The 26925-nt window shown below is 71.9% G+C and carries 19 protein-coding genes; 13 read left to right on the top strand and 6 right to left on the bottom strand.

Annotated features, from left to right (window positions below; genetic code table 11):
* The 7 genes from AB0J87_RS25665 (at nucleotide 1) to AB0J87_RS25635 (ending at nucleotide 9390) form a co-directional block, all read left to right on the top strand.
* A complete protein-coding gene (locus tag AB0J87_RS25665) occupies nucleotides 1-570 on the top strand; it encodes a hypothetical protein (RefSeq protein WP_363968958.1) in 570 nt (189 codons plus the stop codon).
* Nucleotides 571-667: 97 nt separating this feature from the next.
* On the top strand, nucleotides 668-805 hold the full coding sequence (locus tag AB0J87_RS25660) for a hypothetical protein (protein ID WP_363968956.1): 138 nt from the start codon (nucleotides 668-670) through the stop codon (nucleotides 803-805).
* 41 nt (nucleotides 806-846) lie between these two features.
* Complete coding sequence (locus AB0J87_RS25655; protein WP_363968955.1) at nucleotides 847-1860, top strand: substrate-binding domain-containing protein; 1014 nt, start codon at nucleotides 847-849, stop codon at nucleotides 1858-1860.
* Nucleotides 1861-1897: 37 nt separating this feature from the next.
* Entirely contained in the window at nucleotides 1898-5392 is a 3495-nt protein-coding gene (locus tag AB0J87_RS25650) for a WD40 repeat domain-containing serine/threonine-protein kinase (protein ID WP_363968953.1), read from the top strand.
* 37 nt (nucleotides 5393-5429) lie between these two features.
* Nucleotides 5430-6482, top strand: a complete 1053-nt coding sequence (locus tag AB0J87_RS25645; protein WP_363968951.1) for an NAD(P)-binding domain-containing protein — start codon at nucleotides 5430-5432, stop codon at nucleotides 6480-6482.
* 137 nt (nucleotides 6483-6619) lie between these two features.
* Nucleotides 6620-8278: a protein kinase gene (locus AB0J87_RS25640; protein WP_363968949.1), complete on the top strand. Its 1659-nt coding sequence runs from the start codon at nucleotides 6620-6622 to the stop codon at nucleotides 8276-8278.
* A 113-nt stretch (nucleotides 8279-8391) separates the two neighbouring features.
* A complete protein-coding gene (locus AB0J87_RS25635) occupies nucleotides 8392-9390 on the top strand; it encodes a hypothetical protein (protein ID WP_363968947.1) in 999 nt (332 codons plus the stop codon).
* A gap of 113 nt (nucleotides 9391-9503) precedes the next feature.
* Here the strand turns inward: AB0J87_RS25635 and AB0J87_RS25630 are convergent, their stop codons facing one another.
* The 5 genes from AB0J87_RS25630 to AB0J87_RS25610 form a co-directional block, all read right to left on the bottom strand.
* A complete protein-coding gene (locus tag AB0J87_RS25630) occupies nucleotides 9504-10604 on the bottom strand; it encodes an NADH:flavin oxidoreductase/NADH oxidase (protein ID WP_363968945.1) in 1101 nt (366 codons plus the stop codon).
* A gap of 643 nt (nucleotides 10605-11247) precedes the next feature.
* On the bottom strand, nucleotides 11248-12738 hold the full coding sequence (locus AB0J87_RS25625; RefSeq protein WP_363968943.1) for a sugar ABC transporter ATP-binding protein: 1491 nt from the start codon (nucleotides 12736-12738) through the stop codon (nucleotides 11248-11250).
* Between the two features lie 382 nt (nucleotides 12739-13120).
* Nucleotides 13121-13525 carry a DUF5360 family protein gene (locus tag AB0J87_RS25620; RefSeq protein ID WP_363968941.1) on the bottom strand — a complete coding sequence of 135 codons (405 nt, stop codon included), beginning with the start codon at nucleotides 13523-13525 and terminating at the stop codon, nucleotides 13121-13123.
* Nucleotides 13509-14060, bottom strand: a complete 552-nt coding sequence (locus tag AB0J87_RS25615) for a TetR/AcrR family transcriptional regulator (RefSeq protein WP_363968940.1) — start codon at nucleotides 14058-14060, stop codon at nucleotides 13509-13511. The genes AB0J87_RS25620 and AB0J87_RS25615 overlap by 17 nt, the downstream gene beginning before the upstream one ends.
* A gap of 731 nt (nucleotides 14061-14791) precedes the next feature.
* The gene (locus AB0J87_RS25610) at nucleotides 14792-15592 is read right to left on the bottom strand and encodes a DeoR/GlpR family DNA-binding transcription regulator (RefSeq protein WP_350740321.1); all 801 of its coding nucleotides are present in this window, start codon (nucleotides 15590-15592) and stop codon (nucleotides 14792-14794) included.
* Nucleotides 15593-15754: 162 nt separating this feature from the next.
* Here AB0J87_RS25610 and AB0J87_RS25605 point away from each other — a divergent pair, with 162 nt between their 5' ends.
* From AB0J87_RS25605 to AB0J87_RS25580, 6 genes are all read left to right on the top strand, one after another.
* A complete protein-coding gene (locus AB0J87_RS25605; RefSeq protein WP_363968937.1) occupies nucleotides 15755-18286 on the top strand; it encodes a PA14 domain-containing protein in 2532 nt (843 codons plus the stop codon).
* A gap of 476 nt (nucleotides 18287-18762) precedes the next feature.
* A complete protein-coding gene (locus AB0J87_RS25600; protein ID WP_363968935.1) occupies nucleotides 18763-19716 on the top strand; it encodes an ABC transporter substrate-binding protein in 954 nt (317 codons plus the stop codon).
* A gap of 1 nt (nucleotide 19717) precedes the next feature.
* Nucleotides 19718-21430 carry a sugar ABC transporter ATP-binding protein gene (locus AB0J87_RS25595; protein WP_363968933.1) on the top strand — a complete coding sequence of 571 codons (1713 nt, stop codon included), beginning with the start codon at nucleotides 19718-19720 and terminating at the stop codon, nucleotides 21428-21430.
* Complete coding sequence (locus AB0J87_RS25590) at nucleotides 21423-22382, top strand: ABC transporter permease (RefSeq protein ID WP_192783201.1); 960 nt, start codon at nucleotides 21423-21425, stop codon at nucleotides 22380-22382. Before AB0J87_RS25595 ends, AB0J87_RS25590 begins: the two co-directional genes overlap by 8 nt.
* Nucleotides 22379-23332, top strand: coding sequence for an ABC transporter permease (locus AB0J87_RS25585; RefSeq protein ID WP_350740333.1), 954 nt, complete (start codon nucleotides 22379-22381; stop codon nucleotides 23330-23332). The genes AB0J87_RS25590 and AB0J87_RS25585 overlap by 4 nt, the downstream gene beginning before the upstream one ends.
* Before the next feature lie 87 nt (nucleotides 23333-23419).
* A complete protein-coding gene (locus AB0J87_RS25580) occupies nucleotides 23420-25990 on the top strand; it encodes a serine/threonine-protein kinase (protein ID WP_363968930.1) in 2571 nt (856 codons plus the stop codon).
* Here the strand turns inward: AB0J87_RS25580 and AB0J87_RS25575 are convergent.
* Entirely contained in the window at nucleotides 25987-26901 is a 915-nt protein-coding gene (locus AB0J87_RS25575) for a pirin family protein (RefSeq protein ID WP_350740339.1), read from the bottom strand. The genes AB0J87_RS25580 and AB0J87_RS25575 overlap by 4 nt on opposite strands.
* Between the last annotated feature and the right edge of the window lie 24 nt (nucleotides 26902-26925).

The following is a 26925-nucleotide window of genomic DNA, read 5'->3' as shown; positions in this document are numbered from 1 at the left end:
GTGGGCGTCCGGCGTGCTCCGCTGCTGTTCGCCGTCGCCCTGGCCGCCGTGACCGTCGCGGGCCCCGCGGCGGCCGACGGGGTGCCGTGGCCGCGCCCGGTGCCGCGGGTGACCGTACGTCCCCCGGCGCCGCCGGCGCCCCCGAAGAACGTGACCGTCGGCCCCACGGTGACGGTTCCCCGGGTCCGGACGCGGCGTTCACCCAGGCCCAAGGTGTCGATCTCGGTGCCGCCCCGCAAGCGCTGGGCGCCCCCCGCGGTCGTGCTGCCGCACGTGACGGTCTACCGGGACGGCGTGTGCACGGCGGATGTTCAGGTGGGGGAGTGCCCGCGCAGGAGAGCGGGCCGGGTGCGCCCGTCCGCCCCCTGGTCGGCGCCGGTGCCGGTACCGACGCCCACCCCCACGAAGACGACGCCCAAGCCGAAGGCGGCCGTCCCGCTGACGCGCTACCAGCGGGCCGCGGCAGGCCCGGCCCGGCGCAAGAGCCCGCTCAACACCGTGCTGGTGATGACCGTGGTGGTGTCGGCGATCACCTCGACGACGGCCGTGGCCTTCCGCTCCCGCCGCTGAGCCGTTATTCGGATGCCCTGTCCCGGTGCCACGTGACACACTGACCGCCGGGCCCCGGAGATCATCGTCCGGGCCCGGCGGTGATCGGGAGGCGGCCGTGGCCGACGAAGAGGTGCTGACCGGTGGCGGCGTCAACCACGTGGTCCGGGGCTGTGGCCGGTTCTACGATGCGGACATGGCGCACCTGGCCCGCTGCGAGCCCGCGTTCCGGTCCGCCCTTGTGACACCCCGATGATCGGGCCGGCCGCGGCACGCCCGTCGAGGCGAGGAGGCACGATGCCGGACACCCCCAGGCGCGCCACTCTGGCCACCGTAGCCGCCTCGGCCGGCGTGTCGGTCGCGACCGTCTCCAAGGTGCTCAACGGCCGCAGCGACGTCGCTCCCGCCACCCGATCCCTGGTGGAGTCACTGCTGCGGGAGCACGAGTACGTCCCGGCCACGGCGCGGCGCGAGCCGTGCGGGAGCGTCGAGCTGCAGTTCGACGACGACCTGAACGCCTACTCCATCGAGATCATCCAGGGCGCCGTGCAGGCCGGGGCCGAGATCGGCGTCGGGATCGTCGTCAGCATCAAGAAGGACGCCGGCCACAGCACCGCCTGGGTCCGCGACCTGGTCGCCGCCGGCCGCACCGCGCTGATCGCCGTCACCTGCGAACAACTGGCCGCCCAGCAGGTGGCCGCGCTGGCGCGGGCCCGTCTGCCGCTGGTGCTGATCGACCCGCTCAACCTGCAGAGCGCCAGCGTGACCAGCGTCGGCTCCACGAACTTCGCCGGCGGGCTGGCCGCCACCCGCCACCTGCTCTCGCTCGGCCACCGCCGCATCGCCTACGTCGGCGGCCCGGCGACCGCCGCCTGCAACCAGGCCCGGCTGCACGGCTACCGCGCCGCCCTGGAGGCCGAGGGCGCGCCGGTGATCCCCGGCTACGTGTGGACCGGCCAGTTCCGCTACCACGACGGGCTGCTGGGCGGCGCGGCCGTCCTCGATCTGCCGCGGGCGCCGACGGCGATCTTCGCGGGCTGCGACGAGCTGGCCCTGGGGGTCATGGAGGCCGCCCGGGCGCGCGGGCTGCGCATCCCCGAGGACCTCAGCGTCGTGGGCTACGACGACACCCAGGTCGCCCGGATGGCCTCGCCGCCGCTGACCACGGTCCGCCAGCCGCTGCGGGAGATGGGCGGGATGGCGCTGCGCACCGCGTTGCGGCTGGCGGCCGGCGAGAGGATCGACTCCCGTCATGTGGAGCTGGCCACCGAGCTGATCGTCCGCAGGTCCACGGCACCCGTGCCCGGGTGAGGCCAACCAATCGAGCCCCATCCGCATCAAAAGTCACGTGGAGAGTCTGGCGCCGGGTGATCCGGTCAAGATCGGCAAATACTGGCTCGCCGGGCGGCTCGGCTCCGGCGGCCAGGGTGTCGTCTATGAGGCCTACGACGACGACGGCGGCCGGTACGCGCTCAAGGTGCTGCACGCGGAGGTACGCGACCGGCTGGCCAAGGAGGCCGCCGCCGCCCGCAGGGTCGCGTCGTTCTGCACCGCCAGGGTGATCGACGCCGACCCGGCCGCCACCCCGCCGTACATCGTGAGCGAATACGTCGAGGGCGTGGACCTGCGGCGCGCCGGGCGGCGGTTCGCGGGCGACGACCTGCACCGGCTGGCCACCGCCGTGGCGACCGCGCTGACCGCGATCCACGAGGCCGGGGTCGTGCACCGGGACCTCAAACCGGACAACGTCCTGCTCGGACCCGACGGGCCGCGCGTGATCGACTTCGGCATCGCCCGCACCGAGGAGATGTCGCGCACGGCCGGCGACTACATCGCGGGCACGCCCACGTACATGGCGCCGGAGGTCTTCTCCGGAGACCGGGCCGGCGTCGCGGCCGACGTGTTCGCGTGGGGCGGGATCATGGTGTTCGCCGCCACCGGGCAGGACCCGTTCAGGGCGGAGACCCTGGCGGGGGTCATGCACCGGGTGCTCACCTTCGAGCCCGACCTGGACACGCTGCCCGCGTCGCTGCGGCCGCTGGTGGCGGCGGCGCTGAGCAAGGACCCCGGGCGGCGGCCGAGCGCGCGCGGGCTGCTGCTCGCCCTGGTCGGAGGCGCGATCGACCCGCTCGGCGAGGGCAGCCAGCGCGGCGAGGGCCTGCGCGCCGCGGCGGCCGACCCGGGGCTCGGCACCCTGGCCGAGGACGCGTACGACCTGCTCGCCCCCGAGGAGCGCGAGCTGGTGCCCGACCTGCTGCTGCGGCTGATCACGATCGACGGTGACGGCACGGAGACCGTACGGCGCGCGTCCGTGGACGACCTGCTCCCCGAGCGGCCCGCGCAGCGGCGGCGCATCCTGGACGTCTTCGGCTACATCCTCACCGAACGCGACGGCGAGGTGAGCATCGTCCGCCCGGCCGTGCTGCGCGCCTGGCCCCGGCTGCGCGGCTGGGTGGAGGCCGACCGGCAGGGGCTCGGCGTCCTGCCCGAGATCTCCCGCGCCGCCCACGCCTGGCACGACCACGGCCGCAAGGACGGCGACCTGCTCCAGGGCAGCAGGCTCGAGGCCGTGCTCGACTGGGCCGCCACCGGCCGGAACCAGGTGACGCTGACGCCGCTGGAACGCGACTTCCTGGGCGCCGCGAGCGGCGTCACCCGGCGCCGGGCCGGCCGCCGGCGCCTGCTCACCGTGGCGCTGGCGGGACTGCTGGTGGTGGCGGTGATCGGCGCCGGGGTAGCGGTCCAGCAGGGACGCCAGGCCGCCGAGCAGCGCGACCAGGTGGCGGCCGAACGCGACCGCGCCCGTGGCCGCGAGCTGGTCCACCAGGCCGCCGACCTGCGCACGGTGAACCCGGTGCGGGCCATGCTGCTCAGCGTCGCCGCCTGGCGGCTGGCCCCGGGCACCGACACCCGCTCCAGCCTCACCTCGGCCGTCTACCAGCGCGAGACCACGTCGTTCAGCCCGCCCGCCGACAAGGGCGCGGCCACGCGGGCGGTCAGCGGCGACGGCCGCGTCCTCGCCGCCGTGAGCGAGCGCGGAGTGCGCGTGTACGAGGTCGCGACCGGCCGCCAGGTCGCCTCCTGGACCTCGCCGCGGCTGGCCGAGGGCGTGAACCAGGTGGCGCTGAGCCGTACCGGCCGGCTGCTGGCCGTCGCGGCCGGCCAGGCCGTGACCGTGTGGCAGACGCGCACCGGCCGCCTCGTCGGTGTCAAGAAGAAGCCGGGCGATGACCCGGAGCTGCTCCGCCCCGATTTCGGCGACCAGGACTCGCTGCTGTCGATCAGCGTCACCGACGGCGTGACGGACCTGTGGGACGCCGAGCGCGGCCGCGAGATCCCCACCAGGGAGTGGGGCGAGGTCACCCAGTTCACCGTCGCCTCGTCGGGCAGGCTGGTCGCGAGCGTGGCGCCCCCGGGGCAGACGATCCGCGTGTGGCGGCTGCCGGGCATGCGGCGCGTGCCCGCTCTCGAGAAGAGCTGCGGCATGGAACCGGTCGTGGGATTCAGCGCGGACAGCCGGCTCATGTACTGCGCCGGGGAGCGGTTCCAGCTCCGGGACACCGCCTCGGGCAGGCTGGTCGCCGACTCGGAGGCGGAGGAGGATGGCCTGACCTGGGGGGATGCGGTGAGCCAGGCGGCCCCCGGCACCCGGTGGGCGGTCCGGCTCAGCGCCGACAACCAGCTGGTCGCCGGCGCGCGCGGGCAGCGCGTCTGGGTCTGGAACGTGACCACGCACCAGGAGATCCTCAGATACGAGGCGCCGGGCGAGGTCACCGAGGTGTGGTTCGACCCGACCGGCCGGACGCTGCGCTACCGGGTGGACGAGCGCATCGTCAGCCTCGCCCTGCGGTCCGGCACCGCGAGCGCCCGGGCGCCCTCCGGAGCGCGGATCGAAGCGATCAGCCCGGACGCGCGCCGGCTGCTGATCAGCACGTCGTCCGCGTACCGGACGTGGGACGTGGCCGCGCGGCGCTCGATCGCGTCGTACCCCAATCCCGGCAACCCGACGCCGTGGCTGTTCAGCCCCGCCAACGACAGCCTGGTCTTCCAGGACGGGGAGGCGGTCATCGCGTACAGCCTCACCGACGGGCGGCGGCTGTGGTCGTTCGGGGGCATTCCGGCGTTCCTCCCCACGGGCGGGGCCTACAGCAGGGACGGCCGCCTGTTCGCGGCGGTCTTCGCCCAGAACAATCAGAAACAGGATGACTTCCGCCTGCGAGTGTGGGACGCGCGCACCGGGAAGGAGGTCAGCAGCGTGAAACTGCCGTTCGTCACCCGCGACTTCGTCTTCCTCGCCGACGGCAGGACGATCGCGTCGGCGAGCGGGCGGTTCTACGACATCATGACCGGCCAGCCCGTCGGCACCGGGTTCGGCGCGGCGCGGAACCAGGGTTTCATGGTCGTCGATCCCGCCGGGCGGCGGCTGGCCACGCACGACGGGCACCGCCTCAGCCTGTGGGACCTGAGCGCCCGGCAGCTGCTCGTACCCGACCTGCGCGTTCCCGGCCAGGAGTTCGACGCCGTCGTGTTCGCCCCCCGAGGGGACGTGGTCGCCGTCTCCGACGCGGGCGGTGGGATCCATCTGTGGGACGTGGCGACCCGGCAGCCGCTGGGCGGGGAGATCCGGCTCGACAGCAACGGCAGCGTGCACCTCATGGCCTTCACCGGCGACGGGAGACTGCTGCGGGTGGTCGACGTGTCGGAGCGGGTTCATGACCTGCCGGTCGCGCCGGAGGCGATGGTGGGCCAGGTGTGCGCGCGGGCCGGCCGCACGCTCAGTGTCCAGGAGTGGCACGAGTATCTGGGTGCCACGCCGTACCGGGACGTGTGCGCGAAGACGTGAGGGAAGAGCGCGGGCCCGGCGGCGGTTTCACCTGATCGTGGAAGAGACCGAAGTGGTGGTGATCGGCGCCGGGCAGGCCGGGCTGTCCGGCGCGTACTTCCTGCGCCGGTACGGGTTCGAGCCGGTCGTCCTGGACGCGGCCGACGGCGCGGGAGGGGCGTGGCGCCACCGGTCGCCGTCGCTGACCATGGACAAGGTGCACGGCATCTTCGACCTGCCCGGCATCGCCCGTCCCCCGGGCGTGGACGGGCGCCGTCCCGCCGCCGAGGTGGTCCCCGCGTACTACGCGGCCTACGAGGAAGAGCTGGGGCTGGACGTCGTACGGCCGGTGCGGGTCGCCTCCGTCCGGCACGGCGACGGCGGCCGGCTGGTGATCGGCACGGACGCGGGGGAGTGGTCGGCCCGCGCCGTGATCAACGCGACGGGCACCTGGACCCGGCCCCACTGGCCCTACTACCCAGGCGCGCCGGACTTCGCGGGCCGCCAGCTCCACTACGCGGGTTACCGGGGGCCGGAGGAGTTCGCGGGGCGGCGCGTGGTCGTGGTGGGCGGCGGGGCGTCGGCGATGCACGTGCTGTCGGAGATCGCTGGGGTCGCCGCGACCACGGCCTGGGTGACGCGGCGGCCGCCGGTGTTCCGGGACGACGACTTCGGCGAGAACGCCCGGCGCGAGGCCGTCGCGCTGGTCGAGGCGCGCGTGCGCGCGGGGCTCCCGCCGCAGAGCGTGGTGAGCGTCACCGGCCTCGGCTACAGCACGGTCGTACGCGAGGCCCTGGCCAAGGGTGCGCTGGAACGCCTCCCCATGTTCCGGAGCATCACCGCGGACGGCGTCACCTGGTCCGACGGCCTCCACCTGGAGGCGGACACGATCGTCTGGGCAACCGGCTTCCGCTCGGCCCTCGACCACCTCGCACCCCTGCGGCTCAGGGAGCCGGGCGGCGGGATCAAGGTGGACGGCACCCAGGCCGTCAGGGAGCCGGCCCTGCAACTGGTCGGGTATGGCCCCTCGGCCAGCACCATCGGCGCGAACCGCGCCGGACGCGCGGCGGCGCGCAACGTCCACGGCTACCTGGCGCGGCAGGCGGCCTGACCGAACCTACTATGCGAAGTAGTAAGAATACCGATTGCGGCAGCGGTCCGGTTACTCCCGCGAAGGGACTCGACACGGGGTGTGACCCCAGGTTAGCGTCCTGACATAAGGATCTTTATCCGGTCAGGAGGTCCCACATGGAAGTTCCCGGCTACACCGAGATCCGGGAACTCGGACACGGCGGGACAGGCCGGGTGATGCTCGCCGTACGGGACTCAGACGGGCTGGCCGTCGCGATCAAGCACCTGTCCGAGCCGCTGCGCGCGGACGCGGGGTTCGTCGAGCGGTTCCGGGCGGAGGCCGAGGTCATCCGCGAGATCGACAGCCCGCACACCGCCCGCCTGCTCGAATACGTCGAGGGCCAGGACGACGCCGTCATCGTGATGGAGCTGGTCGACGGCGTCACGCTGCGGCGGCTGCTGGAGCACGAGGGCGCGACGGGCCCGGAGGCGGCGCTCGTGGTGCTGAAGGGCGCGCTGCTCGGGCTGGCCGAGGCGCACCGGCGCGGTGTCGTCCACCGGGACTTCAAACCCGAGAACGTCATCATCACCCAGGACGGCCAGAGCAAGCTCGTCGACTTCGGCGTGGCGGCCCACTTCGGGGAGACGGCCGCGCTCGTCGGCACGCCCCCGTACATGGCGCCCGAGCAGTGGGACGACGGGCCGGCCAGCGCCGCGACCGACGTGTACGCCGCCACGCTGGTGTTCTTCGAGTGCCTGACCGGCCACCGCGCCTTCCAGGGTGAGAACGTGGCCGCGCTCGCCTACCAGCACCAGCACATCCTGCCCCCGCTGGGGGAGGTCGAGGAGCCGCTGCGGCCGCTGCTCGAACACGGCCTGGCCAAGGACCCGGCCGGGCGGCCCGCGTCGGCGGAGGCGTTCCTGGCCGAGCTGGAGGGGGCCGCGCTCGCCGAGTACGGCGAGGAATGGGAGACGCGCGGGCGGGCCGGGCTCGGCATCTTGATGCTGCCGCTGGCCGCGCTGTTACCGAAGCCGCAACCGGTTGCCGAGAGCACCACCAGCGTGGTGCAGAGCACGCTGGCGCCGGCGGCCAAGTTCGCGGTGACGGGCGGGCTGGTGCTGGCGACCGCCGCCGCGGTCGTGTCGGCGTTCGTGATCCTGGGGGACTCGCCGGAGCCGGGGCCTGGGCCGGGCGTCGCGCTGCCGCCCGCCACGTCCGCCGCGCCGGAGCCGTCGCGGACCCCGGCGCCCGCCTCGCCGACCTCCGCGCCGCCCACCTCCGCCGAGCCCACCCCGAGCGGGTCGATCACGGGGACGCCGCCCGTCACGTACGCCGGTCAGCCGACGGCTCCCCCTACGGCTCCTCCCACGGCTCTTCCCACGGGCGGCCCCGGCTCGCGGCCGCCCACCGCCACCCGGGAGCCGACCCGGGAGCCGACCCGGGAGCCGACGCGGTCCGGCCGGCCGACCGAGCGGCCGACCGAGCGGCCCACCACGCGGCCGTCCACCGGCGAACCCCCGGCCACGAGACCCCCGGCGACCAGGCCGCCCGCCACCCAGCCGCCCGCCACCCGGCCTCCGGCCACGAGCCCGCCCGACCCCGGCACGCCGCCCGCGACCAGGAACCGGGAGCCGCTCATCTCCGTCTCCGTCAAGGTGTCGGTGAACCTGCCGATCCTCGGCGGCGGCGGCGATGACGGGCTGCTGGACGCCGACATCGACCTCGGTCTGGGGTCGAGCCTCCTGGGGATGGTGGTCGTGCCGGGCTCGGTATTGGTCGGACGGCAGATCGTGGCGCGGAGGGTACGACGGCCGCGCGATACCGAAAAGTTGTGAGTTGTGTGCGGAGCGGGATGATCCCCTACTATCAGCAGTCGGATAGAGGGCGTCCCCCCGGCCTGGATTACTGCTGACCGGAACCTGCCCTGCGGCTCGGGGTGAGGAGAAGTGTGGCGGTTGCGTCCCGCGCCGACCGGCTACGCGGACTGGTCCGTACGCTCTCCGCGGCGACGCTCGCCGTGGCGCTGCTGACGGCGGGGGCTCCGGCGCAGGCCGCGCCCAAGCCCACGGTGAAGCAGCTCAAGAAGGAGCTCGCCGCGCTGCAGAAGGACTCGGAGAAGCTCATCACCGACTACTACAGCAGCAGAATCGCCCAGCAAAAGGCCGATAAATCGGAAAAGTCGGCGCGGGAGAAGCTGGCCGCGGCCCAGGCGGTCTACGACCGCGAGTCCGCCGAGCTCCGCGCCATGGCCGTCGCCCAGTACATCGGCGGCGACCCCGGCCAGATCTCCATGCTCACCTCCGACCGGGACCCGACGTCCCTGCTCGGCCGGATGGCGCTCAACCAGCACCTCGTCGTGCTCCAGGAGACCCGGCTGCGCGGCTACGCCCAGGTCAGGGACGCCCACCAGCAGGCCAAGGACGAGGCCGACGCGCGCGCCAAGGAGCTCGCCGAGACGGTGGACGAGCTGGAGAAGCGCAAGAAGAAGGCCGAGAAGCAGATCGACCGGATCAAGGAGAAGATCGACCAGCTGTACGTCGGGCCGGGCGTGCGGCGGCCGGACGGCACGTGGGTGCCGCAGCTGCCCGGCGGGGCCGACAACATCACGCCCCGGATGCGGCTGGTCAAGCAGCTCGTCCAGGAGCGGTTCGGCGTCCCGAACGGGATCGGGTGTTACCGGGCGATCCAGGACGGCGGCGAGCATCCGCTCGGGCGGGCCTGCGACTTCATGCTGAGCCGCGGCGGCGCGATGCCGTCCGGGGCGGAGGTCGCGCGCGGCAACGAGATCGCGGAGTGGGCGATCAAGAACTCGAAGCGGCTCGGGATCATGTACATCATCTACCGGCAGCGGATCTGGCACGCCAGAACGGGCTCCTGGCGCACCATGTCGGACCGGGGTGGCACGACGGCGAACCACTACGATCATCCCCATATTTCGGTCTATTAGGGGGTTCGGGCGATGCGCTACGGGCTGCCGGAGCTGTTCCTCGGGGCGATGACGTTCGGGGCGCAGGGCGGGGTGGACGCGCCACGCCGAGCGCGGCCCCGCCCGCGGGGCGGTCAAGCGCGGTGGTACTGCACGGGGGTGGTGACCTGGCCCCCGAGCTCCGCTGCGGCCTGACGGGCCCAGTAGGGGTTGCGCAGGAGTTCGCGGCCCAGCAGGACGGCGTCCGCCTGGCCCGAGGTGATGATCTGCTGGGCTTGGGCAGGGTCGGTGATCAGGCCGACGGCCGCGGTGGGCATTCCGGTTTCGTTGCGGACCTGCTCGGCGAAGGGCACCTGGTAATGCGGGCCTGTCACGATCTTGGCGCCGGGAGCGTTGCCGCCGGTGGAGACGTCCAGCAGGTCCACGCCGCGGGCGTGGAGTTCTTTGGCGAAACGGACGGTGTCGGCCGCGGTCCAGCCGTCGCGGTCATCCTCGGGGTTCTCGGTGAGCCAGTCGGTGGCGGAGACGCGGAAGAAGACCGGCAGTTCCTCGGGCCACACCGCGCGTACGGCGTCGACGACCTCCAGGGCGAAGCGGGTCCGGCCCTCGAACGAGCCGCCGTATTCGTCGGTGCGGTGGTTGCTGTGCGGGGAGAGGAACTGGTGGATCAGGTAACCGTGGGCTCCATGAATCTCGACGACCTCGAATCCGGCCTCGAGCGCGCGCCGGGCGGCGTCGGCGAACTCCTGGACGATCGCACGGATGCGGTCCGTGGTGAGTTCCTCAGGCGTCGTCGACGCGCGCGCGAAGGAGATCGCGCTGGGGCCCAGCGGAGTCCAGCCGTACGGCTCGTCCGGGGTGATCGGGCGCCCGCCGTCGACCCAGGTGCGCTCGGTGGACGCCTTGCGTCCGGCGTGGGCGAGCTGGATGGCGGGGACAGTGCCCTGCGACTTCAGGAACGCCGTGATGCGCTGGAACGCGGCTACCTGAGTGTCGTTCCAGATGCCGAGGTCATAGGGGGAGATGCGGCCCTCGGGGCTGACAGCGGTGGCCTCGGTGACGATCAGGCCGGTCCCCCCGGAGGCGCGTGCGGCGAGGTGGGCGAAGTGCCAGTCTGTCGGGACGCCCACCGTCTCGCCCTCCGGCTCCGCGCTGTACTGGCACATCGCCGCCATCCAGATCCGGTTGGGGATGGTCAGCGATCTGAGGGTGACCGGGGTGAACAGAGAGGCCATGCCGAAACTCCTGGTACGCGCCTGAGAGGTCGGCCGCCGGGCGAGAGGCGCGTCACCCGCACGCGGCGCTGTGCAGAACACTCATAATAATTGCATACGCGTGCTATTTATTCCTGCGTTAGCCAGCGTATGCAACCATATGAACCCGGCAAACGCGTCTCGCCGGGTGAGCGTTGAGGCTGCCGCGTCCCGTTCGAACTGCGCGTCGCCACCTTCGGCCGCACCTGATATCGAGGGCCCGACGGCACCTGGCAAGGGGCAAGTCCACCGGGGCTGGTCCTACCGCAGGCTCGCCGCAGGAGATGACACGCCGGCGGTGTGCTTCTCGCACAGGTCACGGATCGCGGTGACGTTCGGGTGCCAGAGCCGGCCGGGCCGGTCAGGACAAGCCGGCGTTCCAGGCGCGGTCGCGGCTCCTCGCCCGCCAGCGGGTGGTCGCTGCGCACCACGGCCTCGTATCTTTGTCTGGCCGTATACCACCACCAGGCCGCCCCGTACGAGCCGTTGTTGGCGATCATCGTGACGGTCAGCTTCACGGTGCCGGAGGCGGTGTTGACGGTCATCATGGCCAGCAGCGCGATCAGCCGGACTTGGCCGCCATCCCTCCAGCCCACCATGAGACATGCGGATCGTGGAGAACGAGCTAGTCTTCGGCGTCTTTGGCCAGGGCCGCCAGCAGCCGGTCCTCCGTGACCTCGGGCCCGACCAGCTGATCGGTGATCGCCCCGTCGCGCAGCACGACCACGCTGTCGCAGTTCTCCACCAGCTCGCTCACGTCCGACGAGATCAGCAGGATCGCCAGCCCGTCCACCGCCAGCTCGTCCAGCAGGGCCTGCATGTCCACCTTCGTCGCCACGTCCACGCCCCGGGTCGGCTCGTCCAGCAGCAGCACCTTCGGGTGCATGGCCAGCCACCGCGCCAGCAGCACCTTCTGCTGGTTCCCGCCCGACAGCTCCCCGGCGGGCTGCCGGGGGGAGACGGCCTTGATCCCGAGCCGCTTCATGAACGTCGCCACGATGCTGTCCACCCGCGCGTCCGACACGATCCCCGCCCGCGACAACCGGGGCAGGGCCGCCAGCGCGATGTTGTCGCGTACCGACAGCGTGGGCACGATGCCCTCGGTCTTCCGGTTCTCCGGCACGAGGCCGACGCCGGCGCGGATGGCGTTCCTGATCGACCACTTGCGGGAACGCGCCCCCGCCACCGTCACCTGGCCCGCGTCCACCGGCAGCACGCCCGCGATGGCCCGGGCCGTCTCGCTGCGCCCCGCGCCGAGCAGCCCGCCCAGGCCGACCACCTCGCCGGCCCGCATCGCGAGCGACACCCCGTCCAGTACGTGATGGCGGGTCAGCCCCTTGGCCTCGAGCACGGGCAGGTCGGCGGACTCGGCCGGCTCGCCGGTGTTCAGGGTGGGCTCCACGGGGTGGAACGGCCGTCCCAGCATGAGCGAGACCAGCCGTAACCGGTCGAGCCCCGCCAGCGGTCCCGTGTGCACGACCCGCCCCTCGCGCAGCACGGTGACCCGGTCGCAGATCCCGTACAGCTCCTCCAGCCGGTGCGTGACGTACACGACCGACCGGCCCTCCTCGCGCAGCCGCCGCACGGCCCCGAACAGCGTCTCCAGCTCGCCGTGCGCCAGCGCCGACGTGGGCTCGTCCATGATGACCACCCGCGCGTCCGCCGAGGCGGCCCTGGCCAGCGCGACGAGCTGGCGCGCGCCCTCGCCCAGCGCGCCGAGCGGCCGGCGCACGTCCACCTCCAGCCCGTACGTGGCCAGCACCCGCTCGGCCTGCGCGTGCACGGCCGCGGAGTCGATCAACCCGAGCCGCCCCCTGGGCTCCCTCCCCAGGAGGAGGTTGCGGGCGACGCTCATGGTCGGTACGAGGTTCGTCTCCTGGTGGACGGTGGCGATCCCGGCCCGCTTGGCGTCGGCCGGGCTGGCGAACCTGACCGGCTCACCCATGAGGCGCAGCTCGCCCGCGTCCGGCTGGTGGACCCCGGAGAGCACCTTCACCAGGGTCGACTTGCCCGCCCCGTTGCCGCCGATCAGCGCATGCACCTCGCCGGGGCGTACGGACAGGGTGACGTGGTCGAGGGCGGTGACACCCTGGAACGTCTTGAGAACGCCTGCCACCTGTAGCACGGTTGCCTCCGCCTCGATCGTGGTCGAGGAAGGAAACATTACAGTAACGGCCTTGTCACATTCGATCAGAAACGAGCGCAACCCGTCACACCCACTCCGGCCCCACGACGCCAACCGTCCACCCTCGGAGTCCCAAGGTCGACGGCCGAACCCCGTCGGCACAGCGCACGTCATCCACTGCCACCACCCACACCGGCCCGCCGGGCTCGCTCCTTCGGCAGCATGCGGACGATCCTTAGCAAGGCGTCCCCTTGACCACCGGCAGCCCCAGCCGCGCCTCCAACCCGGGCTCTGGCGTGTTATCGGTCGGGCAGGCAGGCCAATCAACCCGGCCACCTGCTCGGCGAACGCCGGCACCCACGTGCGGCTATCCCTATGAGGCGGTGAAGCCTGGTCGGGACCGCGTGAGAGAGAGGATCGCGGGGACCGGGAAGAGCATGAGGTAGAGGTTCGGCAGCCACCAGACCAGCGAGAAGTCGCCGCGCAATGTCCAGAACGCGATCGCCATCAAGCCGGAGGCCATGGTCAGCACGAGCGAGACCAGCATCAGTCCCGGCCCGGACGGCGAGCCTCGGCGCAGGAGGTACAGGCTGGCCAGGCCGGTGGCGCTGGCCAGCAGGTCGATCCAGAGAAACGACCAGTTCCAATCGGCCATCAGCGGGTTGGTGTAGTCGGCGAACGCCCATTCGGGCGGGATCAGGCCCAGCCCGGTGATGGTGAAGTAGATGACGAACGCCAGATCCGTGAGCAGCATCAACGCCTTAGTGACGCGTAGCACGGTCGATTTCCTCCATCAGGTAGCGCCTGGTCTGTTCGTGCAGGGCCGCGTCCGGTTCGCCGAGTCCGAGAAGCCTGGCCGCCCACCAGCCGTCGATGGCCAGCCGTACCGCCGTCGCCGCGGCCGGGTCGATGCCGTCGTCGGTCAATCTGGCCTGCCAGGCGCCGAACCGCTCTCTCAGCGGCGCAAGCCCTGCCGGATCCACGAGCACCGCGGCCAGCAACGCGGCGGTCACCCGGTCGGCCGGAGCGTTGGCCGCCGTGTGGTGTTCGGGGATCGTCGCGTTCAGGTAAGCGCGCAGAAAGTCGCCCGGCTCGGCACCGGTCTCGGCCAGTGCTTGGTCGAAAGCCTTGGTCAGGCGGTCGACCATGGCGGCGACCAATGCCTGCTTGGTGGGGAAGTGGTAGAACAAGCCGCCCTTGGACACGCCTGCCCGCCGTGCCACCGCTTCCAGAGTCAGGGCCTCGGCCCCCTCGGACAGCAACACCTCGGCCGCGGCGTCGAGCAGTCGTTCTTTCGAGCTGGGTCGCGGCATGGAGGAAACTATACCGGCTGACCGGTACAGTTTCCAGGCAGCCGCCGTGCTCGATTACCTTGCCCGCCCCTGTACTCGGCTGCCTTGCTCATGCCCCTGTGCTCGGTCGCCTCGTCGGCAGGCTGTCCGGCCGCCGTTGCTCGGCGCCCACACGCCTGTCTCCCGCGCCTGCCCGCCTGCGCTCGCCTCCCGCGCCTGCCCGCCTGCGCTCGCCTCCCGCGCCTGCCCGCCTGTGCTCGTCTCCCGCGCCTGCCCGCCTGTGCTCGTCTCCCGCGCCTGCCCGCCTGCGCTCGGCTACCGCGCCGGCTCGCCTCCCGCGCCTGTCCGCCTGCGCTCGGCTACCGCGCCCGCCCACCTTGTCGCCTGCGCCTCCGCTCGCGCCCGCCCAGGTCGCCTGCCGTTCGTCCGCGCTCGCCCGCAGCGTCGCCCGGGCCCGTCCCGCATGTCCGCTTCCTCGCGCACGCCCGCCTGGGTCACCTGCCGCCGGCCCGCGCCCGTTCGCCAGCAGGGCGTTAACCGTCCCCGGTCCGCCTGTTTGCCGGCCTGCGTTCGGCTGCGTTTGCTCGTCCGCTTTCGTGCGCCCGCCTGCGCCCGTGTTGGGCGCGGCCGTTCGCCGGGCCATGGTCGCCGCGCCTGCTCCGTGCCGATCCTCCGCCCGCGTATGTCCCCCACCGGGGCCGGGGCGGTGTACGGGCGACGTCGGGGCGCTCGGTCGGCCGGCCGGAAGGGGGTCAGAACTGGGCGATGTGGAGGCGGACGCCGCGGGCGCTCAGGTCGTCGAGCACGTCCCGGGGTGCCGCGTCGTCCGTGACCAGGTGGTCGATCCGGTCCGGCGGCACCGTCTGGACCATCGTGTCCACGCCGATCTTGGTGTGGTCGGCCAGCACCACGACCTCCTCCGCGGCCGCCGCCAGCGCTCGGTCGACACCCGCCACCTGCATGTTGGGTGTCGACAGGCCGCGCTCGGCAGTCAGGCCGTTGCCCGAGATGAACGCCCGGCGCACCCGCAGCCCCGCCAGCGAGTGCTCGGCGGCGCTGCCCACCAGGGCCAGGATCGAGCCGCGCAGCGTGCCGCCGGTGAGCATCACCTCCACCCGCGGCGTCCCGGCCAGCACTTGGGCGACCAGCAGGGAGCTGGTCACCACGGCCAGCTCGGAGTGCCTGGTCAGGCGGCGGGCGAACTCCTGCGTGGTGGTGCCGGGCCCGATCACGATCGCGTCGCCGTCCTCGACGAGGGCGGCGGCCAGGTCGGCGATGGCGGCCTTCTCGGCCGACTCGAGCGACACCTTGTGCGCGTATCCGGCCTCGCGCGACAGCTCGCCGGGCAGGGTGGCGCCGCCGTGGTGGCGGTTGAGCAGGCCCTCCGACTCCAGCGCGCGCAGGTCGCGGCGGACGGTGACCTCGGAGGAGTGCACGGCCTGGGCGAGCTCGCGCAGCGACACCGCACCGTTGGCGCGCACCAGCTCCAGGATGCGCTGCCGGCGCTCAGCGGCGAACACGGGTCGGCGTCCGTCGCTCTGCGTGTCGCTCACGTCCCGATCATAGTGGACAGGCCAAGATGAGTTCACCTCTGATCGTATGAGAACGAATTTGATCGGAATTCTTGACCGGCTCGGTCCATCGGTGCTTACTTGAGAGCGTGTCAGGGTCAAAAGCTGTCCGAACCTGATCGCCGCGTTTTGAAAGGACCCCCCGTGCGCAAGCGCCTCGCGTTCCCGCTGGCCGTACTGATGTCACTGTTATGGCAGCCGTCGCTCCCCGCCACCGCCGCAGCTCCCGACCAGGCCGCCGCCGCCCCGAACGGGCTGCGCGGTGACTACTACCTCGCCTCCGGGGCGGGGAAGTTCGACTTCGCCGAGCTGAAAGCCAGCGTCGTCGACCCCAACCTGGAGCTGACAGACCTGAATCCGACGTTCAGGCTGCTGGCCGGCAGGGATGACGACGTCTCTGTACGGTGGACGGGTCAGATCCAGCCCAAGTACTCCGAGACGTACACCTTCTCCATCATCGGCGACAACGGCTTCCGACTCTGGGTGGACGGCAAGCCGATCATCGACCACTGGGTGGACGACTGGGACCGGGAGCAGACCGGCACCCCGATCGCCCTGGAGGCGGGCAAGAAGTACGACTTCAAGGTCGAGTACTTCGAGCACTTCGGCGGCGCGAACCTGCGGCTGCGCTGGCAGAGCCCGAGCCAGCCGAAGCAGATCGTGCCCGCGGAGGCGTTCACGCTGCCCGGGGGGTTCGCGCCGCCCGGACCGTCCGATGCCAGGGTGAACGCGGCCGGTGACGTCGCGGCGCTGACGTTCGCCAAGCCCCTCGGCGCGCTGCCGGCGGACGCCCTCAGCAAACTGGACATCACGGTCGCAGGCACCAAGTGGCCCACAAGCTCCGTAATCCTGAAAAATCCGCAAACGGTGGAGCTGAAGCTCAAATATCCGATCCCGTCCAAGGCCGGCAGCAGCATCCGCGCCGCCTACAACGGCACCGGCGGCCTCACCTACGCCGACGGCAGCGCGGTCGAAGCCTTCCCGTACGCCTACGTCGCCAACGGCTCCGCCTACATCCTGCGGACGAAGTGGTCTGACGACGTCAACCCGGCCGGCCCGCTGCCCGAGTATCCCCGGCCCCAGCTCGTCCGGGACCGCTGGCGCAGCCTCAACGGCAAGTGGCAGTTCGCCCCCGCCAAGGCGGACGAGGCCGCGCCCGTCGGCCGCGACCTGCCCGAGCGCATCGTCGTGCCGTACCCGGTGGAGTCGCAGCTGTCCGGCATCGGCCGGCACGAGGAGCGCATGTGGTACCGCAGGACGTTCGACGTGCCCCGCTCGTGGCGCGGCGAGCGGCTGCTGCTGCACCTCGACGCGGTGGACTGGCAGTCCACGGTGTACGTGAACGGCAAGCAGGTCACCACCCACAAGGGCGGCTACGGCCGGATCACCGTGGACGTGACCGACGCGCTCAGGCGCAGCGGCCCGCAGGAGCTGATCGTCGGCGTGTACGACCCGACCGACGCCGGCACCCAGGCCATCGGCAAGCAGCGGCTCGACCCGAGCGGCATCTGGTACACCGCGAACTCCGGCATCTGGCAGACCGTCTGGATCGAGCCCGTCGCCAAGCAGCGCATCGACCGCGTCGACACCGTGCCCGACCTGCGCGGCCAGGCGCTCTACGTGACCATCCAGGGAACCGGCGGCAACGCGACGGTCACCGCCAGGGACGGCCGCCGCGTCGTGGGCAAGGTGACCGGCCCGGTGGGCCGCGAGCTCAGACTCCCGGTGCCCAATCCCAAGCTCTGGACCCCCGACAACCCGCACCTGTACGACCTGGAGGTCAAACTCAAGGATGACAAGGTCGAGTCCTACTTCGGGATGCGCTCCATCGCGGTCTCCGGCAACCGCATCCTGCTGAACGGACAGCCCGTCTTCCAGCTCGGCCCCCTCGACCAGGGGTTCTGGCCGGACGGCATCTACACCCCGCCGACCGACGAGGCGCTGCGGTACGACCTGGAGCAGACCAAGGCGCTCGGCTTCAACGCCGTCCGCAAGCACGTCAAGGTCGAGTCCGACCGCTGGTACTACCACGCCGACAAGCTCGGCCTGCTGGTCTGGCAGGACATGCCGGCGGCGTTCCGTACGGATGACAGACCCCAGTTCGAGGCCGAGCTGCGCGAACTCGTCGAACAGCACCGCAGCAGCCCGTCGATCATCATGTGGGTGCCGTTCAACGAGGGCTGGGGCCAGTACGACCAGGCGCGCATCGCCGATCTGGTCAAGAGCTGGGACCCGTCGCGCCTGGTGAACAACATGAGCGGGATCAACTGCTGCGGCGCGGTCGACGGCGGCAACGGCGACGTCAAGGACTTCCACATCTACCCCGGCCCCGGCAACCCCGGCAAGCCGTCGGGTACGCGGGCGAACGTGCTCGGCGAGTACGGCGGGCTCGGCCTGCCGCTGATCGGCCACACCTGGTCGGGCGGCGGCTGGGGCTACGCGGTCGAACCCGACCCGGAGGCCCTCACCACCCGGTACGTCGGGATGGTCAAGGAACTCGAGCGACTGCACGCCTGCGAGCAGCTCAGCGCCGCGATCTACACCCAGACCACCGACGTGGAGACCGAGCTGAACGGCCTGATGACATACGACCGGGCGGTCACGAAGCCGGACGTGAAGCGCGTACACGACGCCAACACGGCCCTGACGAGCGCTATCAACCCAACCTGCACCTGAAACACCCCACCTGGACCACCGCACCCGTTACACGCCGCACCTGAAACGCCGCACCTGAAACGCCGCACCTGAAACGCCGCACCTGAAACGCCGCACCTGAAACGCCGCACCTGAAACGCCGCACCTGGAAGACCGCACCTGGAAGACCGTGCGTGGAAGACCGTGCGTGGAAGACCGTGCGTGGAAGACCGTGCGTGGGACACCGCGTCTGGGAGCCACGTGCGCAGATCCTGCTCGAACCGCGTGCGCCGACCCCCGCCTCAACCGCGGGCGTGGATACGGCGCTCACGGGTGAACGCCGGTCGCCCGGGCCCCTGTGGCCCGGGCGCCGGGACTGATAGGAAAGGAACGCCATGACCCCCCATATCCGGACAGCCGCATTAACACTGGCCGTCCTCCTCACCGCGACCGCGTGCGCCAAGGCGGAGGCGCCGCAGAGCGCGCCCGCCGCCGCGAGCACGGCGGGGCAGCAGGTCGTGCAGTCGCCCTCCGGCTCGGCCGGGCCGACGTGCACGCTGGATCAGTTCGGCGGGACGAAGTTCGACCTCAAGACGGCCACGGTCGGGTTCTCCCAGTCGGAGAAGGAGGCCAACCCCTTCCGCATCGCGGAGACCAAATCGATCAAGGACGAGGCCGCCAAACTCGGCATCGCGAACCTCAAGGTCACCAACGCCCAGTCGCAGTTCTCCAAGCAGATCACCGACGTGCAGCAGCTCATCGCCCAGGGCGTGCGGCTCCTGGTCATCGCGCCCCTGAACTCCGACGGCTGGGAGCCGGTCCTCCAGCAGGCCGCCGCCAAGAAGATCCCGATCATCACGGTGGACCGGAAGATCAACGCCAAGGCGTGCAGCGACTACCTGACGTTCATCGGCTCGGACTTCTACGAGCAGGGCAAGCGCGCCGCCGACCGCATGATCGAGGCGCTTGGAGGCGAGGGCAGCAAGAGCAGGGTCGCCATCCTCCTCGGCGCACCCGGCAACAACGTCACCACCGAGCGGACGAACGGCTTCAAGGACCGCGTCAAGGAGAAGGCGCCCGGGATCACGATCTCGTTCGAGCAGACCGGCGAGTTCGCCCGTGAGAAGGGGCAGCAGGTCACCGAGCAGCTCATCCAGTCCAACCCCGACATCAACGGCATCTACGCCGAGAACGACGAGATGGCCCTGGGCGCCGTCACCGCGCTGAAGGGCGCGGGCAAGGAGCCCGGCAACATCAAGATCGTGTCGGTGGACGGCACCCGCAGCGCCGTCCAGGGCATCGCGGACGGCTGGCTGCACGCGGTCATCGAGTCGAACCCCCGCTTCGGGCCGCTCGCCTTCGAGACCGCGCAGAAGTTCCTCGACGGGCAGCCCATCCCGGACAAGGTGGTCATCTCCGACCGGGACTACGACACGGGCAACGCCAAGGACTCCCTCGGTGAGGCGTACTGACTTGGAACCGGTTCTCGAGGCCCGGGCGGTCAGCAAACGCTTCCCCGGTGTGCTCGCTCTCGACGGTGTGTCCCTCGCCCTCCGCCCGGGCGAGGTGCACGCCCTCGTCGGCGAGAACGGCGCGGGCAAGTCCACGCTGATCAAGGTCTTCACCGGCGTGTACCGGCCGGACGGCGGCGAGCTGCGCTACCAGGGCGCTCCCGCCGTCTTCGGCACCCCCATGGAAGCGCAGCGCGCCGGGATCTCCACCATCTACCAGGAGGTCAACCTCGTCCCGATGATGAGCGTGGCCCGCAACCTGCTGCTCGGCCGCGAGCCGCGCGGCCGCTTCGGGGTGATCGACGCGGCCGCGATGCACGGGGAGGCGCAACGCGTTCTCGCCGGGTACGGGGTCGCGACCGACGTCCGCCGGCCGCTGCGCACCCTCGGGGTCGGGGCCCAGCAGATGGTCGCCCTGGCCAGGGCGGTCTCGGTGGACGCGCGGGTGGTCATCATGGACGAGCCCACCTCCTCGCTGGAGCCGCGGGAGGTGGAGACGCTGTTCGGGGTGATCCGGCGGCTGCGGGACGCGGGGATCGCCGTCATGTACGTCAGCCATCGGCTGGACGAGCTGTACCGGGTGTGCGACCAGGTGACGGTGCTTCGGGACGGCCGCGTCGCCCACTCGGGGCCGCTCGCCGAGGTGGAGCGGCTGCGGCTCATCTCGCTCATGCTGGGCCGCGACCTGAACGAGGTCCGTACGGGCGGCCTCACCCGCTTCTCCCGCACCCGCCACCGCACCACCACCCTTGCATCGTCTACATCCTCCCCACCGGGTCCCACAGCATCGGCGGCCTCCGAGGGGTCTGCGGTGTCGGCGGGGGCTGCGGGTGTGCCCGGTTCCGGTGCTTCGATGACCGGCGGCGCCTCGGCTGAGCCGCCGCTCGAGTCCGATGGGCTGGGCGTCGGGGTGGGTGCGCCTGTGGTCGAGGCACGAGGGCTCACCCGCCGTCACGTCCTCGACGGCGTGGACGTGGCCATCGCGCCCGGTGAGGTCGTCGGGCTGGGCGGACTGCTCGGCGCGGGGCGGACCGAGACCGCGAAGGCCATCGTCGGCGCGCTCCCGCTCGACGGCGGCCAGGTGCTGGTGGCGGGCCGGCCCGTCCGTAAGGGGACGAAGGCGGCGATCGGGGCGGGGGTGAGCCTGCTGCCCGAGGACCGCAAGGCCGAGGGCATCATCCCGACCCTCTCGGTACGGGAGAACATCGCGCTGGCCGCCCTCCCCACTCTGGGTACGGCAGGCGTGGTGTCCGATGCGAAGATCGACCGGGTGGTCGGGATCTTCATGCGGAGGCTGAGGATCAAGGCGGCGTCGCCGCATCAGCTGGTGTCCGAGCTGTCCGGCGGCAACCAGCAGAAGGTGCTGCTCGCCCGCTGGCTGGCCGTGCGGCCCAAGGTGCTGCTGCTCGACGAGCCCACCCGGGGCATCGACGTCGGCGCGAAGGCCGAGGTGCAGGCGCTGATCGACGAGCTGGCCGAGGAGGGGCTGGGCGTGCTGCTGATCTCCTCCGACCTGGAGGAACTGGTCGAGGGCGCCGACAGGATCCTGGTGCTGCGCGAGGGCGCGGTCGTCGGGGAGCTGTCGGGCGACGAGGTCACCGAGGAGAGGATCATGGCGACGATCGCGGAGCACACGGCCGTGGGTCAGGCGGGCGAGGAGCGGGGCGATGGCTGAGCTCACCGTGCAGGGGCGCGTCGCGGTGCTCAAACCGCGCGTGTTCGCCTGGGTCCAGGATTACGGCGTGTACGCGGCGGTGCTGGCGCTGCTGCTGTTCAACGTGCTGTTCACCCCGCACTTCCTGGACGCCGCGAACTTCCGCACCCAGCTCGTCCAGGTCACCCCCATCGTGATCGTCTCGCTCGGGATGGCGCTGGTGATCGGCACCCAGGGCATCGACCTGTCGGTCGGCTCGGTGATGGCACTCGCGGCCGCGCTGGTCGTGCTCTACCTCGGGTACGGCTGGCTGCCCGCGCTGATCGTGGCCGTGGCCGGAGGCGCCGTGGTCGGAGCGGCGGGCGGGGCGCTGGTCGCGTACGTCGGGGTGCAGCCGATCGTGGCCACCCTGGCGCTGCTGGTCGGTGTACGCGGGCTGGCGAACGTCCTGGTGCCGCAGCTCGTCGAGTTCCGCAACCCGGACCTGATCGCGCTCGGCAGCAGTTCGGTCGCCGGGATCCCGGTCATCGTGCTCATCGCGGCGGCGCTGACGGTGGTCGTGCTGTTCGTGGTGCGGCGGACCACGTTCGGGCGGCAGGTGGTGGCGATCGGCGGCAACCGGTCGGCCAGCGAGCTGTCCGGGCTGCCGGTCAAACGCGTGCTCCTGACCGTCTACGTGATCTCGGGGCTGCTGGCGGCGCTGGCCGGGGTGCTGGCCACAGCCCGGCTGCAGGCCAGCGACCCGACCTCGCTCGGGCTCTTCATCGAGCTGTCGGCGATCACGGCGGTCGTGGTCGGCGGCACCCCGCTGACCGGCGGCCGCATCAGGGTGCTGAGCACGGTCATGGGCGCGCTGCTCATGCAGTTGCTGTCGGCCACGCTGATCAAGCACAACCTGCCGCAGTCGTGGACCCAGATGGTACAGGCGGTCATCATCCTGGCCGCCGTCTACGCCACCCGGGAGCGCCGATGAACCGTGAACAGGTGAGCCGCATCCTCCAGCAGCACGGCGCCATGATGGTGCTCGGCCTGCTGGTGATCGTGGGCAGCCTGGCGTTCGACTCGTTCGCCACGCCGGAGAACGCGGCCAGCGTCGTCGTGTCCTCGTCCTTCCTGGCGATCATCGCGATCGGGATGACGTTCGTCATCATCAGCGGCGGGATCGACCTGTCGGTGGGGTCGCTGTTCGTGCTCGGCGGCGTGCTCGCCGCGTACGGGTCGCAGTACGGGCTGATCGTGGCGCTGCTGCTGCCCCTGGCCGTGTGCGGGGTGGTCGGCCTGCTCCAGGGCCTGGTCATCGCGCGTACGGGGATGGCGCCGTTCATCGTGACCCTGGCGGGGCTGCTCGGCGTGCGCGGGCTGATGCTCGCGATCTCGAACGAGGGCGCCACCACCTATCTCGTGAAAAATCGGGCCTTCGCCACCCTTGGCCAGGGCGAGCTTCTCGGCCTGTCGTATCCCGTCTACATCACGATCATCCTGGCCCTGCTGGCGATGGTCCTGCTGCAACGCACCGGCTTCGGCCAGAACGTCTACGCCATCGGCGGCAACGAACAGGCGGCGGCCTTCATGGGCGTCCCGGTCGTGCGCACGAAGGTCTACGTGTACGTGATGTCCGCCCTCCTCGCGGGCCTCGCGGGGGCGTTGAACGCCGCCCGGCTCTCCTCCGGGGTGACGATCCTCGGCATCGGCCTCGAACTGGACGCCATCGCGGCCGTGGTGATCGGCGGCACGTTGCTGACCGGGGGAGCGGGCGGCATCACCGGGACCGTGGCCGGCGTGCTGCTGCTCGGCGTCATCCAGAGCCTGATCAACCAGGTCGGGAGCCTGACGTCGGCGTTCCAGCAGGTGGTCAGCGGGATGTTCCTGGCGCTGGTCGTGGTGGCGCAGCGACTGCTGAGCAAGGCGCAGCGGCTGACGTGAGGCGAGCCGTTCTGCCGCCACGCGGACGGGAGGAAGGCTCACGATTGATGTAAGCCGTTTGCAAGATTCGGCGCTCATAATGCGCGCATGCCGCCGATAACTGAACTCAGAGCAGGAGATCCCTCCGGTCTCGGAGGCTACGAGATCCGGGGACGGCTGGGAGAAGGCGTTCAGGGTGTCGTCTATCTGGGCGTCGACGAGCAGGGGAGGCAGGCGGCCGTCAAATGGCTGCGGCCTGAGCTGGCGGGTGACGGGGCGGCGGCGGAGCGGTTCGCCAGGGAGGTGGCGGCGGCGCGGCGGGTGGCGCCGTTCTGCACCGCGAAGGTGCTGGACAGCGGCGTGCACGAGGGCCGCCCGTACATCGTCAGCGAGTACGTGGACGGCCTGGCGCTGGAGCGCGCGGTGCGCGAGGAGGGGCCGCGCACCGGGCCCGCGCTGCACCGGCTGGCCATCGGCACCGCCACCGCCCTCGCCGCGATCCACCAGGCGGGCATCGTGCACCGCGATTTCAGCCCCGGCAACGTGCTGCTGGGCAGCGAGGGGCCCAGGGTGATCGGGTTCGGGATCGCCAGGGCGCTCGATGTGACCTCGGGCGACACGACCGTGCCCGTGGGCGATTCGGCGTTCCTGGCGCCCGAGCAGCTTCTGGGGGATCCCGCGGGGCCGGCGGCCGACATGTTCGCCTGGGCGTGCACCATCGTCTACGCGGCCTCCGGTGCGGGGCCGTTCGCGGGCGGCACCTTGCCCGCGACCGTGCAGCGCGTCCTCAACGCCGAGCCGCACCTGGGGCGGCTGGCGGGGACGTTGCGCGAACTGGTCGCGGCCTGCCTGTCCAAGGACCCCGGGCGGCGGCCGACTGCCGAGCAGGTGATCCACCGCCTCCTGGAGCACCCGACCTCGAACCCGGACGCCCTCCACCAGACCGCCGCCGCCTTCGGCGCCACCCCTCCGACGGGTGGCGAGCCTTCGGCCGGGGACGGGCCGCCGGTGGGTGGCGCGGCTTCGCCGGGTGACGGCTCTCCAGCGGGTGGCGCGTACTCGCCGGAGGTGGGGCCTTCCGCGGGTGGCGGGCCCTCAGCGGGCGGCGTGCCTTCGAGCGGGTCGCCGTTGGGTGGCGCGACCCCGCCGGGTGGCGCGACCCCGCCGGGTGGGTGGTCCCAGGCGGGCGGGGCGCCTTCGGCGAGTGGCGAGGTGCCGGGTGGTGGTGCGGGCTCGGTGGGAAGCGGGGGTTCGGGGGGTGGGGGGTCTGCGTGGCGGGCGCCGGGCGGTGATCGGGCCGGTGGGTCTGGGCCGCAGGCGTGGACCGGGCAGCCGCCGCACCCCCAGCCGCCGCACCCCCAGGCGCAGTACCCCCAGCCGCCGTATCCCCAGGCGCAGTACCCCCAGCAGCCCTACCCTCAGCCGCCGTATCCCCCGCCGACCCCGCCGCCGCCCCCGGGTCAGTATCGGCCGTTGGGCGGGGATCAGCCGCCGCCGCCCGGCGCCCGGCCGGGGTTCGAGCCGCCCGCCCCCTTCCGGCAGCCGGGCACCCCACCCAGAGGCATCCCGTACGGTGGCCCGCCCCCGCGCCCGTCCGGCGGCAACCGGAGGAACTGGCTGATCGGCGGAGCCATCGCGGGCGTGGCGCTGGTGGCGGCGATCGCCATCGTAGTGGTGACCGTCATCAACCTGCCGCCCAAGCCGCAGGCGCTCCCCACCCCCGTTCCGAACACCGCGACCGCGTCCCCGAGCCCCACCGTGTCCCCGGTCCCGACCGCGAACCTCACCCCGGTCCGGCTCCCCGACACCGACGCCACCGTGTACGAGAGCCCGGACGACCCGGTCAGGCTGACGACGTACATGGTCAAGGACACCAAGACCAAGGACTGGGTGTACTACGCCCGCGACTCCCTGACGGGAGGTTTCACGAAATATCAGGACCAGTGGGAGAGCATGCTCTCCCCGGACGGCCGCTACCTCGCCCAGCGCGGCAAGAACTTCGTCGACCACTACGACTCCGTGGAGGTCACCGACAAGACGACGGGCGAGCGGTTCTCGGTCAAGACCTCGCGGCAGCCGCTCAGCGCGTACATCCAGGCCTGGTCCCGCGACAGCACCCGCGTGCTGCTCAACGTCGGCAACCCCGTCAAGGACACCTGGCAGTCGACCGGCTTCGCCATCGTGGACGTGACCACCAGGAAGGCCACGGTCGCCTCCCTCAGGGAGAGCTCGCTGAAGGACATCAGGTACGGCTTCGACGACACCGACACCGGCGTGGTCGCCATGTCGATCGACGCCGAGCAGCAGGCCCTGCGCTTCTTCGACGCGAGCGGCCTGCGCGTCCGCCGCATCCCGAACGTCGGCGCCGGCATCGCCGACGAGCTGTTCTCGCCGTCGGGCAGGCGGTTCGTCACCGACTGCCCGGGTCTGGAGAGCGGCAACAACTGCGTGTACGACAGCCGCACCGGCGCCGAGGTGAAGCGGATCGAGTCGGCCTGCGGCGGCCTGGCCGCCTGGTTCGACGACGATCACCTGCTCTGCTGGGTGCGCCCGGACGGCAGCTCCGACAAGCAGCAGGTCCAGGTGATCGACTTCACCGGGAAGATGGTGCGCCTCCTGGCCGAGGTACCGACCAGGGGCGACGACATCGAGGTCGTCTACACGTTCAGCAAGGGCTAGCGCACCCGCCCGCGCGGCTTCAGCCGGATGGCGGGCAGGACGGGCGCGGGGAGCGGCGCCCCGTCGAACCCCTCGACGGCGCCGAACCCCTCGCCCTCCATCCAGTCCTCGCGGAACGCGGCGATCTCGTCGTGGGAGCGGCCGACGAAGTTCCACCACATGACGATCTCCTCGCCGAAGGGCTCGCCGCCGATCAGCAGGACCCGGCCGCGCCCCGACAGCCGCAGCGCGGAGCGCCCCGGCGGCAGGTACACCAGCGGCCCCGGCTCCAGCTGCTCGACCGCGCCGTCGAGCAGCAGCACGCCGTGCTCGAACCCGGGCGAGAGCGGCACCTCGCACGTGCCGTCCACCGCGATCTCGGCCCCCACCAGCGGGCTGAACGCGGTGGCCGGCGATTCGACCCCGCCGAGCGACCCCATGGCGACGATCGCCTCGAAACCGGGCCCCGCGAGCACGGGCAGCGCCGGATGGTGTTCGAACGCGGGCCCGGTGTGCCGGTGCTCGCCGGGCAGCGCCACCCACAGCTGCACCCCGTGCAGCACCGTCTCCGGCGACTCCTCCGAATGGGAGATGCCCCGGCCGGCGGTCATCAGGTTGAGCTGGCCGGGGCGGATCTCCTGAAGGCTGCCGAGGCTGTCGCGGTGCAGCACCTCGCCCTCGACCAGCCAGCTCACCGTCTGCAGCCCGGTGTGCGGGTGCGGCGGCACCCGCATCGTGGCGCGCTGGGGCCCGTAGGCGTCCACGAAACACCATGCGCCGATCATGCGCCGGTGCACGCCCGGCAGCGTCCTGCTCACCATCATCGCGCGTGGCCCGCCCAGCGGCACCTCGCGCCCCACCAGCACCTCGCCGTCCGCGCCCGCCTCGGCGCCGCAGCGGATCTCCTGCGGGTCAAGCTCCAGGTTGCTCACGCCATGACTGTACGGGCAGCGGGG

It is taken from the genome of Nonomuraea sp. NPDC049625 (assembly GCF_040675285.1).
Taxonomy (GTDB): domain Bacteria; phylum Actinomycetota; class Actinomycetes; order Streptosporangiales; family Streptosporangiaceae; genus Nonomuraea; species Nonomuraea angiospora_A.
The sequence above is the reverse complement of the archived record's forward strand: the minus strand, read 5'-3'. Positions and strand labels throughout refer to the sequence as shown.